Origin of the sequence: Pelagibacterium xiamenense, from assembly GCF_021166475.1 — a bacterium.
Lineage (GTDB): Bacteria > Pseudomonadota > Alphaproteobacteria > Rhizobiales > Devosiaceae > Pelagibacterium > Pelagibacterium xiamenense.
The window spans coordinates 59,169-75,149 of sequence record NZ_JAJOYS010000003.1 but is presented as its reverse complement, the minus strand read 5'-3'; the positions used below and the strand labels follow the sequence as shown (position 1 = coordinate 75,149).

Below are 15,981 nucleotides of genomic sequence, written 5' to 3'. Positions count from 1 at the left end.
CATGACGGATGAAAAGGCGCTCCCCCTCGCGGTTTCGATGGGGGAGCCGGCCGGGATCGGCCCCGATCTCATTTTGCAGCTTTATGCGGACCGGCAGGCACATGACCTGCCGGTTTTCGCCGTCTATGGCGTTGCGGAATTTCTCGCCGCGCGGGCGGCGCGGCTGGGGCTGCGGATCGATTGTATTGCAACGGATGTCGAGAACGCCGCGGAAGTGTGGGCGTTCGGCTTGCCGGTGGTGGACCTCGACGGCGACGTCAAGGACCGGCCGGGTAAACCCGATGCGGCAGCCGCGCCTGTGGTGATCGAGGCTATAGCGCGGGCGGTGGCGGATGTGCGGGATGGCCGCGCACGGGCGCTGGTGACGGCACCGATCCACAAGGCCGCGCTTTATGGGGCGGGGTTCAGCCATCCGGGGCATACGGAGTTTCTGGCGGCGCTATGCGCTGACGACGGGGCCGCTCCGCATCCGGTGATGATGCTGGCACACGAGGATTTGCGGGTCGTTCCGCTGACGATCCACGTGCCGCTCGCCGCCGTGCCGGGAATGATTTCCGGGGCGCTGATCGAGGAGACGGTACGGGTTGTGGTCGCGGACCTTACGGCGCGATTCGGTATCGCCGCGCCCCGAATCGCGGTTGCGGGCCTCAATCCGCATGCGGGGGAAGACGGGACGATCGGGCGCGAGGAAATCGAGGTAATCGCCCCTGCACTGGCGCGGCTCAAGGCCGAGGGGTTCGACGTTACGGGTCCGCTTTCGGGCGATACGCTCTTTCATCCGCCGCACTGGCGGGAATTTGACGCGGTCATCGCCATGTATCACGATCAGGCGCTGATCCCGATCAAGGCGCTGGCGTTCGATGCTGGGGTCAATGTGACGCTGGGTTTGCCGATCGTGCGCACCTCGCCCGATCATGGGACCGCGTTTTCGCTGGCGGGGTCGGGCAACGCCTCGGCCAAATCCATGCTCGCGGCGCTCAGGCTGGCGGACGCGATGGCATGAGCCAGATCGACGCCCTTCCCCCGCTGCGCGAGGTTATTGCCGAGCATGGCCTGCGCGCGAAAAAGGAGCTGGGGCAGAATTTTCTGCTCGATCTCAACCTCACCATGCGGATTGCGCGCGCGGCGGGGGAGCTTTCAGACGTCACGGTGATCGAGGTCGGACCCGGGCCGGGCGGTCTCACGCGGGCATTGCTCGCCGCCGGAGCGAAGAAGGTCGTTGCCATCGAGCGGGACGAGCGGACGATGCCGGCCCTGGCGCAAATTGCCGACGCTTACCCGGGGCGGCTGGAGGTCATTTCCGACGATGCGCTCGCCGTGGACTATCGCGCGCTGGCCGACGGGAGGACGAAGATCGTGGCCAACCTCCCCTACAATATCGCGACACCGCTTTTGACCGGGTGGCTTTCCGAAGACCCCTGGCCGGCGTGGTTCGAGAGCCTGACGCTGATGTTCCAGAAGGAGGTCGCGGACAGGATTTGCGCCGTACCGGGGGACAAGGCCTATGGGCGGCTGGGGGTGCTCTCGGGCTGGCGGACGCATGCGCGCATAGCGCTCAAGGTGGACCGGAACGCGTTCACGCCGCCGCCGAAGGTGACATCGGCGGTGGTGCATATGGTGCCTAGGCCGGTTGAAGCGGATGTGCCTGTCAAGGCGATGGAAGAGGTCACGCGCTACGCCTTCGGGCAGCGGCGGAAGATGATACGGCAGAGCCTCAAGGGGCTCGGGGTGCCGCTTGGCGCGCTGTTGGAGCCCCTGGGACTGTCAGGCGAAGAGCGGGCAGAGAACCTGCCGGTGGCGACGTATGTGGCGCTGGCGCGCGCTGTTGCAGCGCTTCGGGGATAAGTCCGAGGCCCCTACCCCAGCGTGTCGATCTGGCTCTGAAGGTCGCGGACGAAGCCGTCGAGCCTGGTCTGCCGGGTGCGGCCCAGGCGGGCGGAGGCGAGGATGGAGCGGACTTTCTGGACTGAATCCTCGAGGTCCTCGTTCACCAGCACGAAGTCGTATTCGGCATAGTGGTCCATTTCCTTGCGGGCGTTGCGCAGGCGCTTTTCGATGGTCCCGACGCTGTCCTGCGCCCGGCGTTCGAGGCGGGCGCGGAGTTCGGCGATGGAGGGCGGCAGGATGAAGACCGTCACCATGTCGTCCCGGCAGTTCTCGTAGAGCTGGAGCGTGCCCTGATAGTCGATATCGAAGAGGATATCCTTGCCCGAGGCCAGGCGGTCTTCGACCTTGGCGCGGGGGGTGGCGTAGTAGTTGCCGTGCACTTCTGCCCATTCGAGCAATTCGCCGTTGTCGCGCATCTTCTCGAAGGTCGGGACGTCGATGAAATCGTAGTGCGTGCCGTCGATCTCGTCGGTGCGGCGGGCGCGGGTGGTGACGGAGACCGAAAGGCGAATGTTGGGGTCCTGCGCGAAAAGGGCGCGGGAGATCGAGGATTTTCCGGCGCCCGAGGGCGAGGCTATGACCAGCATGACGCCGCGGCGCGCGAAATCCATTCTTTTACTTACTCCAGGTTCTGAACCTGCTCCCGTAACTGATCGATCGCCGCCTTGAGGTCAAGGCCGATGCGGGTCAAGCCCACATCATTGCTCTTGGAACACAAGGTGTTGGCCTCGCGGTTGAATTCCTGCGAGAGGAAATCGAGCTTGCGGCCGACCGGGCCGCCCATTTCGAGCAGTCCACGGGCGGCATCGACGTGGGCCTTCAGGCGGTCGAGCTCTTCGCGGATATCGGCCTTGGTGGCGAGGACCAGCGCTTCGGCGTGCAGGCGCTCTTCGCTCAGCCCGTTGTCGCTATCAAGAAGCGTGCGGACCTGCTCCTTGAGCCGGGCGAGGATCGCTTCGCGCGAGCGCGCGGGATGGTCCTCGGCCTGGGCGGTCAGGGCCGCGATGTCATCGATGCGGCGGGCGATGACGGCGGCGATCTGCTCCCCCTCGCGCCGGCGAACGTCGAGAAGCCCGGTCACGGCGGTGGCGATGCAGTCGCGGATGGCCGTGTGGAGGCGTTCCTCCGCGTCGGCGGACAGCTCGGTATCGACGGTATCGACGACGCCCTTGAGCGCGAGGATGCCGTCTATCGAAGGCATTTCGGCGTCGATCTTGTGTTTGAGCGCATCGATGGCCTCGAGGACCGACTCCAGGGCCTGGGTGTTGACCACTAGCCGCGCCGCCCCGGCCTCCCGCTGGACGTTGAGATAGACCGAGACCGAGCCACGGGAGACCTTGCTGCCGACGATACGGCGGATATCGGTTTCAAGCACGTCGAAACCAGAAGACAGGCGCGTGCGTATGTCGAGACCGCGTCCGTTTACGGCCTTGATTTCGCAGACGATCGCGCAGCCTTCGGCGTGCGCCGCGGCGCGGCCGAAGCCAGTCATGCTGGCCAGCGTGTCCCCCATCTTCGCCCCCTACTGGCTCTGGGTTTCTTCCGCCGCGCCTTCCTCGGTCGTAGCGGCATCCTCGACGAGGCCGGCTTCCTGGGCCTCTTCCTGTGCGATCTCGTCCATGGCGGCCTGGGCCTCGGCTTCCGCTTCGGCCTCGGCACGCTCTGCCTCAATCTCGCGCCATGCGGCGACATTGGCCTGGTGCTCGGCATAGCTGTTGGCAAAGACGTGCCCGCCGGTGCCGTCGGCGACGAAATAGAGCGCCTCTGTTTCTTCCGGATTCGCTGCAGCGCGCAGGGATTCGATGCCCGGGTTGGCGATCGGACCGGGCGGCAGGCCATCGATCTGGTAGGTATTGTAAGGTGTCGCCTCCTCGATCTCGGAGCGGCGCAGGCCGCGGCCGAGCGTGCTCTGGCCAAGCGTGATGCCATAGATGATCGTCGGGTCGGACTGGAGCCGCATGCCGATCTCGAGGCGGTTGACGAAGACGCCTGCGATTGTCGGGCGTTCTTCAGGAACGGCGGTTTCCTTTTCGACAATCGAGGCGAGCGTTACGAGTTCCTCGGGCGACTGAAGCGGAAGATCCTCGGCACGGTTCGCCCAGACTTCGGCAACCGCATCATCCATTGCCAGTTGCATCGCATCGATGACGGACTGGCGGGAATCGCCGCGCTGGTAGGTATAGGAACCGGGCAACAGACTGCCTTCGACGGGCAGCACATCGATCGAACCGGTCAGGTCGGGGTCGGCGTTGACGCGCTCTACGACCTGCCAGGACGTGAAGCCTTCCGGGACGATGACGTGGTGCAGGACAGGCGTACCTTCGGTCAATTCACGGATAATATCGAGCATCGAGGCGCCGGCGGCGATGTTGAACTCGCCAGCCTTGAGGTCGTTGCCGCGGCTGATGAAGCGCGAGCCGTAATTGAACAGATCGGCGTTGGTGATGAAGCCCTGCTCTTCGAGCCGGTCTGCGACGGTCGAAAGGACGTTTCCGGGCTCGACGACGAAGCTGCGGTCTTCCTCGAACGGACCTTCGGCGTTGAACTGCATGACCGCATAGACGAAACCGCCGGCGACGAGCAGCAGCACCAGTAGGATCAGCGACAACAGGCCGTTGATGGCCTCGACGAACCCGTTGCGGGAGCGGCGGCGTTTCTGCTTTCTGGTCTTCTCGGCCATGCGCTGATGCTCATCCCTTGATCTGGTGGGGATTGGGTCCCCTATTGGCGCTTTTAGGGGATTCGACACTGGCGAACCCGCCCCGCCATATGCGCCAAGAAATCCGGCAAAAACAAGTGGTGGCGCCGGATTTCGACAGGCGTTCAGGGGTCCTTGCCACGCGTGCCGGCAGGACGCGACGACCGCTGGCTAGACCGCGCGGAAGATCAGCGAGGCGTTGGTACCGCCGAAACCGAAGGAGTTCGAAAGCGCAATATTGATCTCGCGCTCGACCGGCTTGTGCGGGGCGAGGTTGATCGGCGTTTCGACGGATGGGTTGTCGAGATTGATCGTGGGCGGTGCCACGTTGTCGCGAATGGCAAGGAGCGAGAAGATCGCCTCGACCGCGCCGGCAGCCCCAAGGAGGTGGCCGACAGCTGATTTGGTCGAACTCATGACCACACCGGACGCGGCGTCGCCCAGAAGGCGGGTCACTGCACCCAGTTCGATCTCGTCGCCGAGCGGGGTCGAGGTACCATGGGCGTTGATGTAGTCGATATCGGAGGGCGAAATGCCGGCGCGCTTGATGGCCGCTGCCATGGACCGATAGCCGCCATTGCCGTCTTCGGAGGGCGCGGTGATGTGGTAGGCGTCGCCTGAAAGGCCGTAGCCGATGACTTCGCCGTAGATGTGGGCGCCACGCGCCTTGGCGCGCTCATACTCTTCGAGCACGACGACACCCGAGCCCTCGCCCATGACGAAGCCGTCGCGGTCCTTGTCGTAGGGGCGCGAGCCTTTTTCGGGGGCGTCGTTGAAACCCGTCGAGAGCGCCCGACAGGCCGCGAATCCCGCCAGCGAGAGGCGGTTGACCGGGGATTCTGCGCCGCCGGCGACCATGACGTCGGCATCGTCGAGCGCGATCAGTCGCGCCGCGTCGCCGATGGCGTGAGCGCCGGTCGAGCAGGCCGTAACGACCGAATGGTTGGGGCCCTTGAGGCCGTGATTGATCGAGACATAGCCCGAGGCGAGATTGATGAGGCGCCCGGGAATGAAGAACGGGCTGATGCGGCGCGGGCCTTTTTCATTAAGGGCGATGGAGGCGTCGTAGATACCTCCGATACCGCCGATGCCCGAGCCGATAAGAACGCCGGCGCGTTCCTTTTCCTCATCGGTCTTGAGCTCCAGGCCTGAATCGCTGAGCGCCTGGGTGGCGGCAGCCATCGCATAGACGATGAAGGGATCGACCTTGCGTTGCTCCTTGGGCTCCATCCAATCGTCGGGATTGAACTTGCCCTCGGCGGTGTCGCCCAAAGGGATGCGGCAGGCGATCTGGCAGGGCAGATCGTCTACCTCGAAATCGGTCACGCGCTGCGCGCCGCTCTTGGATGCCAGGATATTGGACCAGACGATCTCGTGACCGACGCCCAAAGGGCTGACGATCCCGAGACCTGTAACGACGACGCGACGCATGTTCATGCCAAGATACAGGCGCTAGGCCGCCTACGCGCTCGCCTTGGAGAGGAACGCGACGGCGTCGCCGAAGGTCTGGATCGACTCGGCAGCGTCATCGGGGATCTCGACGCCGAATTCTTCTTCGAACGCCATCACGAGTTCGACCTGATCGAGCGAGTCCGCACCCAGATCGTCCATGAAGCTGGCCTTCTCGGTGACTTTATCGGCTTCGACGTTCAGGTGCTCCACAACGATTTTACGGACGCGATCTTCGATGTCGCTCATGTTGACTTCCCTTATTTAGAGATTGACTGGGGTTAAAACTCACTGTGCGTGCTTGGGGCAACATCCCTTGTGAGGACCCTTTTTGCAACGCGGTTGAAGGTCTGGACTACCCTTGTTCCTGCCCTTCCGGCCACAATGTGCGGCGGGGATTATCACACTTTGTTGAGATTGACCATATCGCCAATGCGGGGCGGTGCAAGCCCCTTTCTGGCGCTAAATCATCACCATCCCGCCGTTGACGTTCAGGGTGTGGCCGGTGACGTAGCCCGCCGCATCGGAGGCCAGGAAGACCGCGCAGGCGGCGACTTCGTCGGAGGTGCCGAGACGGCCGGCGGGGACCTTGGTGAGGATGGATTCGTGCTGCTTTTCGTTGAGCTCGTCGGTCATCGCCGAGGCGATGAAGCCCGGAGCGATGGTGTTGACGGTGATGCCGCGGCTGGCGACTTCGTAGGCCAGCGATTTGGACATGCCCGCGAGGCCGGCCTTGGAGGCCGCGTAATTGCCCTGGCCGGGGTTGCCCACGACACCGACGACCGAGGTAATCGAGATGATACGGCCGAAACGGCGCTTCATCATGCCGCGGATGGCAGCGCGGGTCAGATGGAAGGGCGCGGTGAGGTTGATCGAGAGGACGTCGTCCCACTCCTCGTCCTTCATGCGCATGAAGATGTTGTCGCGGGTCATGCCGGCGTTGTTGATGAGGATGTCGACGCCGCCCATTGCGGCTTCCGCGTCCGGGACAAGGCGCTCGACGGCGTCGAGATCGCTCAAATTGCACGGCAGAACATGGGTTTCCCCGGGAATGTCCCTGGCGACGTCTTCGAGCGCGCCGACGCGCGTGCCGCTCAAGGCGACGATTGCGCCCTGCGAGGCGAGGGCCTTGGCGATGGCGCTGCCGATGCCGCCCGAGGCGCCGGTGACGAGCGCGCGCTTTCCGCTTAGATCGAACATGAAACTCACTCCCCTACCCGTTCCTTATTGGCCGCGCGCATCGAGGAACGCGGCGATATCGTCGACCGTTCCGATGGCCTGCGCGCTTGCGTCTTTCGCGATACGCTTGGCTAGCCCGGACAGCACTTTGCCGGTGCCCAGTTCATAGAGTTCGGTCACGCCGCCTTCGCCGGTGAGCCAGGCGACGCTTTCCGTCCAGCGGACCATGCCTGTGACCTGCTCGACGAGGCGCTGGCGGATGTCGTCGGGGTCAGAGATGGGCGCAGCGAGGACGTTGGCAACGACCGGGACGACGGGGGCGTTCATCTCGACCTCCGCGAGCGCCGTTTGCATAGCCTCTGCGGCAGGACCCATCAGGGCGCAGTGGAACGGTGCGCTTACCGGCAGCGGCAGAGCGCGCTTGGCGCCCTTTTCCTTGGCCAGCGCAATGGCGCGATCCACGGCGGCGGCGTTGCCGGAGACGACGACCTGGCCGGGGGCGTTGTCGTTGGCGACGTCACAGACATCGTCGCCACGCGCCGCCTCGGCGATTTCCTTTACCGCGTCGAACTCGAGCCCGAGGATAGCGGCCATCGCGCCCTGCCCGACAGGCACGGCCTGCTGCATGGCGCGGCCGCGGATCTGGAGCAGCCGGGCGGTATCGGCGAGTGAAAAAGTGCCGGCGGCGCAGAGGGCGGAATACTCACCCAGCGAGTGGCCGGCGACGAAGCTGGCGGTCCCGCCGACCGTGACGCCGCGCGCCTCAAGCACGCGGATAACGGCGATCGAAGCGGCCATGAGCGCCGGCTGGGCATTTTCAGTCAGCCGCAGGGTGTCGTCCGGGCCCTCGAACATGATCGCCGAAAGTTTGAGACCCAGCGCGTCATCGACCTCGTCAAAGACCGCGCGTGCCTCCGGGTAGGCCCCCGCAAGGTCCTTGCCCATGCCAACGGCCTGGCTCCCCTGACCGGGGAAGGTGAAAGCCGGTTTGCTCATCGATGCCCTCGTGTCGGTAAACCGTCATTTGAGGGAGCCGGCCAAATCCGCTTTCGGCCCGGCCTCCTCAAGTCCTTGTTCTGTCGCGTGTGCGGATAACCACATTCTCCGGACACGTTCCCGGGCGAGGTGCCCCGAAAACCGGGCGAAGTCAAGAAGGTGGACCGAAAGCCTGTGGGTTACGTGCGCAGCCGATACCCGGTCTTGAAGATCCAGGTGACGATCCCGAGCGAAATCCCGAGGAACACGAGCGTCATCCCGAGGCTGATCCAGACGTTGACGTCGGCGGTGCCGTAAAAGCTCCAGCGGAAGCCCGAGACGAGGTACACGACCGGATTGAAGAGTGCGACCGTCTGCCAGCCTTCAGGCAGCATCGAAATCGAATAGAAGGTGCCGCCGAGGAAGGCGAGCGGGGTCACGACCAGAAGCGGAATGAGCTGGAGCTTTTCGAAATTGTCGGCCCAGATGCCGATTATGAACCCCAGCATCGAGAACGTCAGTGCGGTGAGAATGAGGAACGCCACCATCGCAAAGGGATGCTGGACCTCGACGTCAACGAAGAGTGTAGCGGTGGCGAGGATAATCAACGCCAGAATGACCGATTTGGTCGCCGCGGCGCCCACAAAGGCGATGACGGTTTCGACGTGGGAAATCGGCGCGGACAGAATCTCGTAGATGGTGCCGGCGAATTTGGGGAAGTAGATGCCGAATGAGGCGTTCGAGAGCGATTGCTGCAGGAGCGAGAGCATGATCAGCCCCGGCACGATGAAGGATGCGTAGGAGACGCCTTCGACCGACTCGATGCGCGAGCCGATCGCCGCGCCGAAGACCACGAAATAGAGCGAGGTGGAGACGACCGGGGAGATGATCGACTGGGTAATGGTGCGCCACCAGCGCGCCATTTCAAACATATAGATGGCTTTGATCGCGTAGAGATTCATCACCGGTCCTTCAGCAATCCGATAAAAATTTCTTCGAGCGAGCTCTGGTGGGTCGAGACGTCCTTGACGCGGATTCCCTCCTCGCTGATGGCGGCCATGAGCGAGGCGATGCCGGTGCGCTCGGACTGGCTGTCATAGGAATAGACCAGTTCGGTGCCGCCATTCGCGAGTTTAAGGCCGAGATCGGCGAGCGGTGCCGGAACGGTTTCGAGCGCCTCCTGGAGCTGGATGGTCAGATCCTTCTTGCCCAGCTTGCGCATGAGTTCGTTCTTGTCTTCGACAAGGATGATTTCGCCGCGCGAGATGACCCCGATCCGGTCGGCCATCAGCTCGGCTTCCTCGATATAGTGGGTCGTGAGCACGATGGTGACGCCGCTTTCGCGCAGCTTGCGCACCACTTCCCACATGTCCTTGCGAAGTTCGACATCGACGCCCGCGGTCGGCTCGTCGAGGAACAGTATCTGGGGCTGGTGGCTAAGGGCCTTGGCAATCAGAACGCGGCGCTTCATGCCGCCCGAGAGCGTAATGAGTTTGTCGTTGCGCTTTTCCCACAGCGAGAGGTCGCGCAGGAGCTTTTCCATGTAGGCGTCGTCCTGCGGCTTGCCGAACAGGCCGCGGGTGTACTTCACGGTCGCCCAGACGGTTTCGAACCGGTCGCCGGTCAATTCCTGGGGAACGAGCCCGATCATAGCGCGGGTCTTGCGGAAGTCCTTGATAACGTCGTAGCCGCCGACGCGGATTTCACCCGACGTGGGGCGGACGAGGCCGCAGACCGTGCCGATGAGCGTGGTCTTGCCGGCGCCGTTGGGACCCAGAAGCGCGAAAATCTCGCCCTTCCTGATCTCCAGATCGACCCCCTTGAGTGCCTCGAAACCCGTATCATAGGTCTTGTCGAGACGGGAAATGGATACGGCCGCCGTGGCGGTCGCGGCATGGATGTTCATGAGGCTTGCCCTCCGGCTTGGGTGCGGGGGCGTTGACGCGCCGCAGTTGCGCTTCTGCGATCTGGCCCCGGCGCCTATATAAGACGCTGCGACGATTTGACTAGACCCAGGTGTCAAAAAAGAAGGGCCCGTGCGAAACGGGCCCATCCAAGATATTGAAAGCGCTTTATAAAAATTAGCGCTTGGAGAACTGGAAGGAACGGCGGGCCTTGGCGCGGCCGTACTTCTTACGTTCGACGACACGGCTGTCACGCGTGAGGAAGCCGCCCTTCTTGAGGACGCCACGCAGTTCGGGCTCGTAGAGGGTCAGCGCCTGGGAGATGCCGTGACGCACGGCACCGGCCTGTCCCGAGAGCCCGCCGCCGGAGACCGTCGCGACGACGTCGTACTGGTCGACGCGCTCGGTGGCCACGATCGGCTGCTGCAGGATCATCTGGAGCACCGGACGGGCGAAATAGGCGGTGAATTCCTTGCCGTTGACGGTGATCTTGCCCGAGCCGGGCTTGACCCACACGCGGGCGACGGCGTCCTTGCGCTTGCCGGTGGCATAGGCACGGCCATACTGGTCGAGCTTCTGGGTGCGCACGGGCGCGTCGGAAACTGCGGCTTCGGTGGCGGTGCCGAGATCTTCGAGGGAGTTGATGGTCTCGGACATATTACTTCACCCTCACATTCTTGGCATTGAGCGCAGCAACGTCGATCGCTTCGGGCTGCTGGGCTTCATGGGGATGTTCAGAACCGGCATAAACGCGCAGGTTCTTGAGCTGGGCGCGCGAAAGCGGGCCGCCGGGCATCATGCGGCGCACGGCGTTCTCGACGACACGCTCGGGGAAACGGCCCTCAAGGAGTTCGCGCATGGTGCGGTCCTTGATGCCACCCGGGTAGCCGGTGTGCCAGTGAAAGCGCTTGTCGTCCATCTTCTTGCCGGTGAACTTCACCTTGTCGGCATTGATGACGATGACGTTGTCGCCCATGTCCTGGTTAGGGGTATAGGTCGGCAGGTGCTTGCCGCGCAGGCGCGTGGCGATGAAAGCAGCGAGGCGGCCGACGACGACGTCTTTGGCGTCGATCAGCACCCACTTCTTTTCGATCTCGCCAGCCTTGGCAGAGTAGGTCTTCATTTTGATGTGTCCTTAAGATCTACCCCTCGTCCCGCGTCAGTCGAAGCGCCGCGCGCGGAAATCGGGGTTGCAGTCGATTTGCGATCTGTTCGGCGCGGGTGATACAGGCGGCGCAAGAGGTCGTCAAGCGAAAAGAATTTATCGCACAAAAACAACGGCTTGACCAAACGGTATAATAATACCTCTATGAAAGTCGTTTCATATCAGAGAGATAGGCAGCCACCATTGCTGCCAGCATGAAGGCCAGGGCCTGGTGGCCGAGCGCGAGCGGGATGTTTACGACGCTCAGAAGCGTAGCGATGCCAAGGACGACCTGCAGGAGCACGATGATCGCGATGCGCGGCAGCCAACCGTGAACGCCGTTGAATCCGGGGGATTTGTGCCCGGCCCAGACCAGAATGCCGACGAAGACGACAGTTGCATAGGCAATGTTGCGGTGGTTGAACTGCACCGTCATCACATTCTCGAAGTGGTTGATCCAGGCGGGATCCATGACGAACAGGCCGTTTGGGATCAGGCGTCCGTCCATAAGCGGCCAGGTGTTGTGCGAGAGACCGGCGTCGAGGCCGGCGACGAGTGCGCCGGCGGCGATCTGGATGACGACCATGGCCAGCAGCACCCAAATGGCGGCGACCCATCCCCTGCCCGGCCGGACACCTTTGACCGGCGGCTCGAGGCTGCGGCCGACCCAAACGAGCGCCAGCATGAGAAGGCACGCGGCGGTCAGGTGCGCGGCGAGGCGATACTGGCTCACCGACGTGAGCTCGGAAAGGCCCGAAGAAACCATCCACCAGCCCAGGAAACCCTGAAAGCCGCCGAGAAGAAAGAGGACGACGAGCGGACCGAAGAGGCTTTTCGGAATACGGCGCTGGGCCACGAAGACGACAAAGGGGATGGCGAAGGCAAAGCCGAGCATGCGGCCCAGGAAGCGATGCAGCCATTCCCACCAGAAGATGAGCTTGAATTCGTCCACGCCCATCCAGCCGGCGAAGAGCTGGTATTGCGGGATGCGCTGATAGGCCTCGAACTCGGCCTGCCAGTCAGCATCGCTCAGGGGCGGAATGATGCCCGAAATGGGCTTCCAGCTCGTGATCGACAACCCGGATTCGGTGAGGCGCGTTGCGCCGCCCACGAGCACCATAACGAGAACGAAGGCCGCAAGGACATAGAGCCAGATGCGCACGGGGCGCAGGCGGTCGTAGTCGAGCGGGGCAGTGGCGGAAAGCGCGGTCACGTCGTTTTACCGGAATTTTCTGTGCGCCAGACCATTTTGGCCTCTCACGGAGGCGCAGAAATAGTCCAGGTCATTGTCTTGTCGCGTTCCCGAACCGCAAAAGCGATATCCGCTTTTGCCGGGAACGCTTTAACTGCTAAAGCGATGACCCGGCCAACGCAATGTCAACAATCGCCGCAGGGGGAACCATAGCCATGACGCAGAGCCAGCGCAAAGCGATCGGGATTGCCCTCACGCTGCTGACCCTGGTTGTGTGGGCGATTATCGGCATGTGGGGGTATGAACTCCTGCTTGTCGGAGCGCCCGCCTGGGTTCACCTTATCTATTTCGTCGCTTTCGGGCTCGGCTGGGTGTTTCCGGCGATGGCCGTGATCCGGTGGATGTCCAAACCCGAATAGTCAGCCGACGTTCACCTTGCCGCCGGAGAGCACCGAAAAGAATGCGCCGGTCAGAAAGACATCGAGAAAGCTCTCTTTCTGGAAGCTGCCGTTGAGGGAAATCCGTGGCAGGGCCTCGAGATGGTTCGCGTGCTCACGGTAGAGCCCGCCCGGGCGCGTGGTGACGGCGGTCCGGAATCCCAGTTCCTTGACCGTGGCAAACTCGCGCGGGCCGGCGGCAACGGGGCTGCCGATGGGATAGGAAAAGTGGGCCGGCGCCTCGCCGAACTGCGCCTTGATGATCGACCGTGACTGGTCGATTTCCAAGCGCATGTCCTCGCCGGGGAGCTTGGAGAGCTCGTAGTGGTGGACCGTATGCGCGCCGATGGTGCAAAGCGGCTCCTCGGCAAAGGTCTTGAGTTCCGACCAGTCCATGATCAGCGCCCGGCAATGGGCGTCGAGATCAATCCCGGCGCGGCCGGCGAGCGCCCGGATCGCCTCGACGCGCTCGGGCTCGGGCATGGCCCGGTGGGCGGCGTAGAGTTCGTCGTACAGGCTCTGCTTTTGCCGGGTCGTTGCCGCGTCGACGTAGCGGGGCCCTCCGGGTCCGGGGACGACGACCACCTTGTTTGCGGCAATGATGTCCTCGAGCGCCTGCCACCAGACTTGGCCGGCACCGTCGACGAGCGCCGTGGGGACAAAAAGCGTAAACGGCGCGTTGTGCTTTTTGAGGACGGGCAACGCGTATTGAAGGTTATCCCGGTAGGCGTCGTCGAAGGTGAAGACGACGAAGGGTTTGGTCCTTTCCGCCGATTCGACGCGGCGGGCGGCCTCGTCGAGATCCACGATATCGAACCCTGCGGCACGCGATTTGACGATGGCCGCTTCGAGAAAGTTCGGGGATACCTGCAAGATCGCGTTGGGGGCGAAAGCGGCGGGCGGCTCAGGCAGGACGCGATGAAGCGTGAAAATGACGCCCTTTGCGCGTGAGAACTGCCGGACAAGGGGCGCCACACCTGGGAGCGCCAGGGCTTCGAACGCGGCCCGGTAGACGAGATACCGCACCCCTACGCGACTCGGGATTTGAATTCGGACGCGACGACCACGTGGACGGGCTCGAAGCCCAGCGCCTCGATTTCGTGGCGGGCCCTTTGCGCGCTGGCCGCATCACGCGCAAGCAGAATGCAACATCCGCCCGCCTGGGCGAACATGGGCAGCGCGGAGGCCATGCCCACAGTGCCCGTGACCACGACGACAGCTTCGTAAATATCGGACAGCGCCTCGACGAGCGTCTCGCCACGGGCGGGATGACGGGCGAGCCTGGCCGCCTGCCCCCACGGGACGAAGGCGAAGCGCTCGTCGTGGCCCGTGTGGACGATATCGCCGAAATCGGCCTCGCCAGCGCACAGATCGGACAATCCGAGCTCAACACCCTGCCGGCCGCTTGCGGCATCGACCTCGGCGACCGATTGGCCGTTCTCGACGATGCGGGCGGTCAGCTGTTCTGCGAAATCGGCACTGTCGCGCCAGTGGTCGAGCGTCGCAATGGCGATGCGGCGGGTGGTGCCTGCAAGGACGCGCGCCGCGAGGCTTTCGATTTCGACGTCGATGGGTGCGAGGCGGCGGGCGCCCTGCCCTTCCGGAGCGTCTGCGTCTTCTTCTACGTCATTGTCATTCTCACCCCCGGCATCGACGACCCGCGGAGCCGGTTGAGGCGTGGCCGTCACGGTGTCGGGCTCGGTACGCTCGACGAGCGCGCGGCCCGACAGCAGCTCGGAAAATATGACGGCGCCGACCTGCAGGACGACCGACACCATGCCGACGACCATGAGGATGAGCGTCGTGCGGGGGGAGGCGGGCGTTTCGGATGGCGCGGCCGCGCTCACGAATCGTACGTCGGGCAGCGCCGAGTCCGCGTCGGTGCGCGCGGCGGCCTCCGAATAGCGCAGGAGGAAGGCATTGAGCAGTTCGCGCTGCGCGGCGGCCTCACGCTCAAGCTCGGCGAGGGTCACACCGTCGCGGGTAGCGGTGCCCGCGCTCACCTTGAGGTCTTCGAGGTCGGCGCGCAGTGAGGTTTCGAGGTCGGCCTCGATCTCTGCCTGGGCTTCGAGCGCTTCGGCGACCCGCCGGCCTTCTGAGGCTATCTGCTGGTCGATCTCGGCAATCTGCGCATCGAGCGCCCGGATCGTGGGATGGTTGGAGAGCAGCGTCGCAGATTGTTGCGCGCGCTGCCCCTGGAGCGTCGCGCGTTCCTCGACGAGGCGCTGGACGACGGGGGAATTCTGCACGTCGGAAATGCCAACGACGGACTGGCCGTCCGCAAGCATGCGCCGGATCAGATCGGCGCGCGACTGGGCCGCATTGCGCCGTTCGGCGGTCGCCGTGATCTGAGTGGCGATATTGGAAAGCTGTTGATCGACGATCGACGTGTTGTTCTGACCGACAAACAGGTCGTTCTCGACGCGGAATTCGGCAACGCGGCGCTCGGCTTCGAGCACGGTCTCGCGCAGTTCGTCGATCTCGCGTTCGAGCCACAAGGTCGCGCCGGTGGTATCCTCGATCTCCTGATCGACGAGCCGGGCGATATGAGCTTCGGCGATGGCATTGGCCATGTCGGCGGCGAGCTGAGGACTCTCGGCAAGAAACGAAACCGTAATAAGCCGGGACTCGCGCTCCTGACCGACGTCGAGATTGTCGCGCACTTGTTTGACGAGTTCGGCGTCGGACAAACCGGCGAATTCGGGTTCATCGCGAAGCCCGACTGCCTCGGCGGCCGCGAGAATGGTTTCGCGCGACGTGATCAATTCGATCTGGCTTGCAACCGTCGCGGCATCGATGATGGCGCTGGTTGTCGTGTCGTTGGTCGCGCGGGTAAAGGGCGTGGTGCGCGGCGCGACCAACAGGCCCGCCTGGGATTCATAAAGTCGCGGCATGAAGGTGAGAACCGCAAACGCGATCGCGCATAAAATGAGCGTCACGAACAGTATACGCGGCAGGCGGATGAAAATGGCCCGCACGATGGCACCCACGGCGATGCTTGCGTCGGGCTGATCGACGCTTAGTGCCGGTCCGGTCATGACTCTCCCCTACTGCTGTCACGCGAGCCTGGGAAAGGACTCGCCCCTATGCCTTCGCTTATGCCGCGTTATGGTAAG

17 protein-coding genes are annotated in these 15,981 nt (G+C 63.7%); 3 read left to right on the top strand and 14 right to left on the bottom strand.

The genetic code is table 11. The annotated features are described in order from the left end of the window. Position 1: 1 nt before the first annotated feature. Together pdxA and rsmA are read left to right on the top strand one after the other, a co-directional pair. Positions 2 to 1,003: a 4-hydroxythreonine-4-phosphate dehydrogenase PdxA gene (gene pdxA / locus LSG43_RS13045; protein WP_231804887.1), complete on the top strand. Its 1,002-nt coding sequence runs from the start codon at positions 2 to 4 to the stop codon at positions 1,001 to 1,003. After that, positions 1,000 to 1,845, top strand: coding sequence for a 16S rRNA (adenine(1518)-N(6)/adenine(1519)-N(6))-dimethyltransferase RsmA (gene rsmA, locus LSG43_RS13040; RefSeq protein WP_231804885.1), 846 nt, complete (start codon positions 1,000 to 1,002; stop codon positions 1,843 to 1,845). The genes pdxA and rsmA overlap by 4 nt, the downstream gene beginning before the upstream one ends. An 11-nt stretch (positions 1,846 to 1,856) precedes the next feature. On the opposite strand, the gene gmk is transcribed toward rsmA, so the two are convergent. The 12 genes from gmk to LSG43_RS12980 form a co-directional block, all read right to left on the bottom strand. Further along, positions 1,857 to 2,498: a guanylate kinase gene (gene gmk / locus LSG43_RS13035; protein WP_231804883.1), complete on the bottom strand. Its 642-nt coding sequence runs from the start codon at positions 2,496 to 2,498 to the stop codon at positions 1,857 to 1,859. A gap of 8 nt (positions 2,499 to 2,506) precedes the next feature. After that, positions 2,507 to 3,400, bottom strand: coding sequence for a YicC/YloC family endoribonuclease (locus LSG43_RS13030; protein ID WP_231804881.1), 894 nt, complete (start codon positions 3,398 to 3,400; stop codon positions 2,507 to 2,509). A 9-nt stretch (positions 3,401 to 3,409) separates the two neighbouring features. After that, on the bottom strand, positions 3,410 to 4,567 hold the full coding sequence (mltG, locus tag LSG43_RS13025) for an endolytic transglycosylase MltG (protein WP_231804879.1): 1,158 nt from the start codon (positions 4,565 to 4,567) through the stop codon (positions 3,410 to 3,412). 189 nt (positions 4,568 to 4,756) lie between these two features. Beyond that, on the bottom strand, positions 4,757 to 6,016 hold the full coding sequence (fabF, locus tag LSG43_RS13020; protein WP_231805662.1) for a beta-ketoacyl-ACP synthase II: 1,260 nt from the start codon (positions 6,014 to 6,016) through the stop codon (positions 4,757 to 4,759). A gap of 30 nt (positions 6,017 to 6,046) precedes the next feature. Continuing rightward, positions 6,047 to 6,283: an acyl carrier protein gene (locus tag LSG43_RS13015; RefSeq protein WP_231804876.1), complete on the bottom strand. Its 237-nt coding sequence runs from the start codon at positions 6,281 to 6,283 to the stop codon at positions 6,047 to 6,049. A 213-nt stretch (positions 6,284 to 6,496) separates the two neighbouring features. Continuing rightward, positions 6,497 to 7,234: a 3-oxoacyl-[acyl-carrier-protein] reductase gene (gene fabG, locus LSG43_RS13010; protein ID WP_231804874.1), complete on the bottom strand. Its 738-nt coding sequence runs from the start codon at positions 7,232 to 7,234 to the stop codon at positions 6,497 to 6,499. A gap of 24 nt (positions 7,235 to 7,258) precedes the next feature. Then, positions 7,259 to 8,209, bottom strand: a complete 951-nt coding sequence (fabD, locus tag LSG43_RS13005) for an ACP S-malonyltransferase (protein WP_231804872.1) — start codon at positions 8,207 to 8,209, stop codon at positions 7,259 to 7,261. A 179-nt stretch (positions 8,210 to 8,388) separates the two neighbouring features. Continuing rightward, a complete protein-coding gene (locus tag LSG43_RS13000; RefSeq protein WP_231804870.1) occupies positions 8,389 to 9,150 on the bottom strand; it encodes an ABC transporter permease in 762 nt (253 codons plus the stop codon). Next, the gene (locus tag LSG43_RS12995) at positions 9,150 to 10,094 is read right to left on the bottom strand and encodes an ABC transporter ATP-binding protein (RefSeq protein ID WP_231804868.1); all 945 of its coding nucleotides are present in this window, start codon (positions 10,092 to 10,094) and stop codon (positions 9,150 to 9,152) included. Before LSG43_RS12995 ends, LSG43_RS13000 begins: the two co-directional genes overlap by 1 nt. Positions 10,095 to 10,269: 175 nt before the next feature. Continuing rightward, positions 10,270 to 10,749: a 30S ribosomal protein S9 gene (rpsI, locus tag LSG43_RS12990; protein WP_231804866.1), complete on the bottom strand. Its 480-nt coding sequence runs from the start codon at positions 10,747 to 10,749 to the stop codon at positions 10,270 to 10,272. A 1-nt stretch (position 10,750) separates the two neighbouring features. Continuing rightward, positions 10,751 to 11,215, bottom strand: a complete 465-nt coding sequence (rplM, locus tag LSG43_RS12985) for a 50S ribosomal protein L13 (protein ID WP_231804864.1) — start codon at positions 11,213 to 11,215, stop codon at positions 10,751 to 10,753. A 184-nt stretch (positions 11,216 to 11,399) separates the two neighbouring features. After that, positions 11,400 to 12,449: a COX15/CtaA family protein gene (locus LSG43_RS12980; protein WP_231804862.1), complete on the bottom strand. Its 1,050-nt coding sequence runs from the start codon at positions 12,447 to 12,449 to the stop codon at positions 11,400 to 11,402. Positions 12,450 to 12,643: 194 nt separating this feature from the next. On the opposite strand from LSG43_RS12980, the gene LSG43_RS12975 reads away from it, so the two are divergent. Next, entirely contained in the window at positions 12,644 to 12,847 is a 204-nt protein-coding gene (locus tag LSG43_RS12975; protein ID WP_231804860.1) for a DUF2842 domain-containing protein, read from the top strand. Here LSG43_RS12975 and LSG43_RS12970 read toward each other — a convergent pair whose 3' ends face one another. After that, complete coding sequence (locus LSG43_RS12970) at positions 12,848 to 13,891, bottom strand: polysaccharide deacetylase family protein (RefSeq protein WP_231804858.1); 1,044 nt, start codon at positions 13,889 to 13,891, stop codon at positions 12,848 to 12,850. A gap of 2 nt (positions 13,892 to 13,893) precedes the next feature. Then, positions 13,894 to 15,903, bottom strand: coding sequence for a GumC family protein (locus LSG43_RS12965; RefSeq protein WP_231804855.1), 2,010 nt, complete (start codon positions 15,901 to 15,903; stop codon positions 13,894 to 13,896). Positions 15,904 to 15,981: the final 78 nt, after the last annotated feature.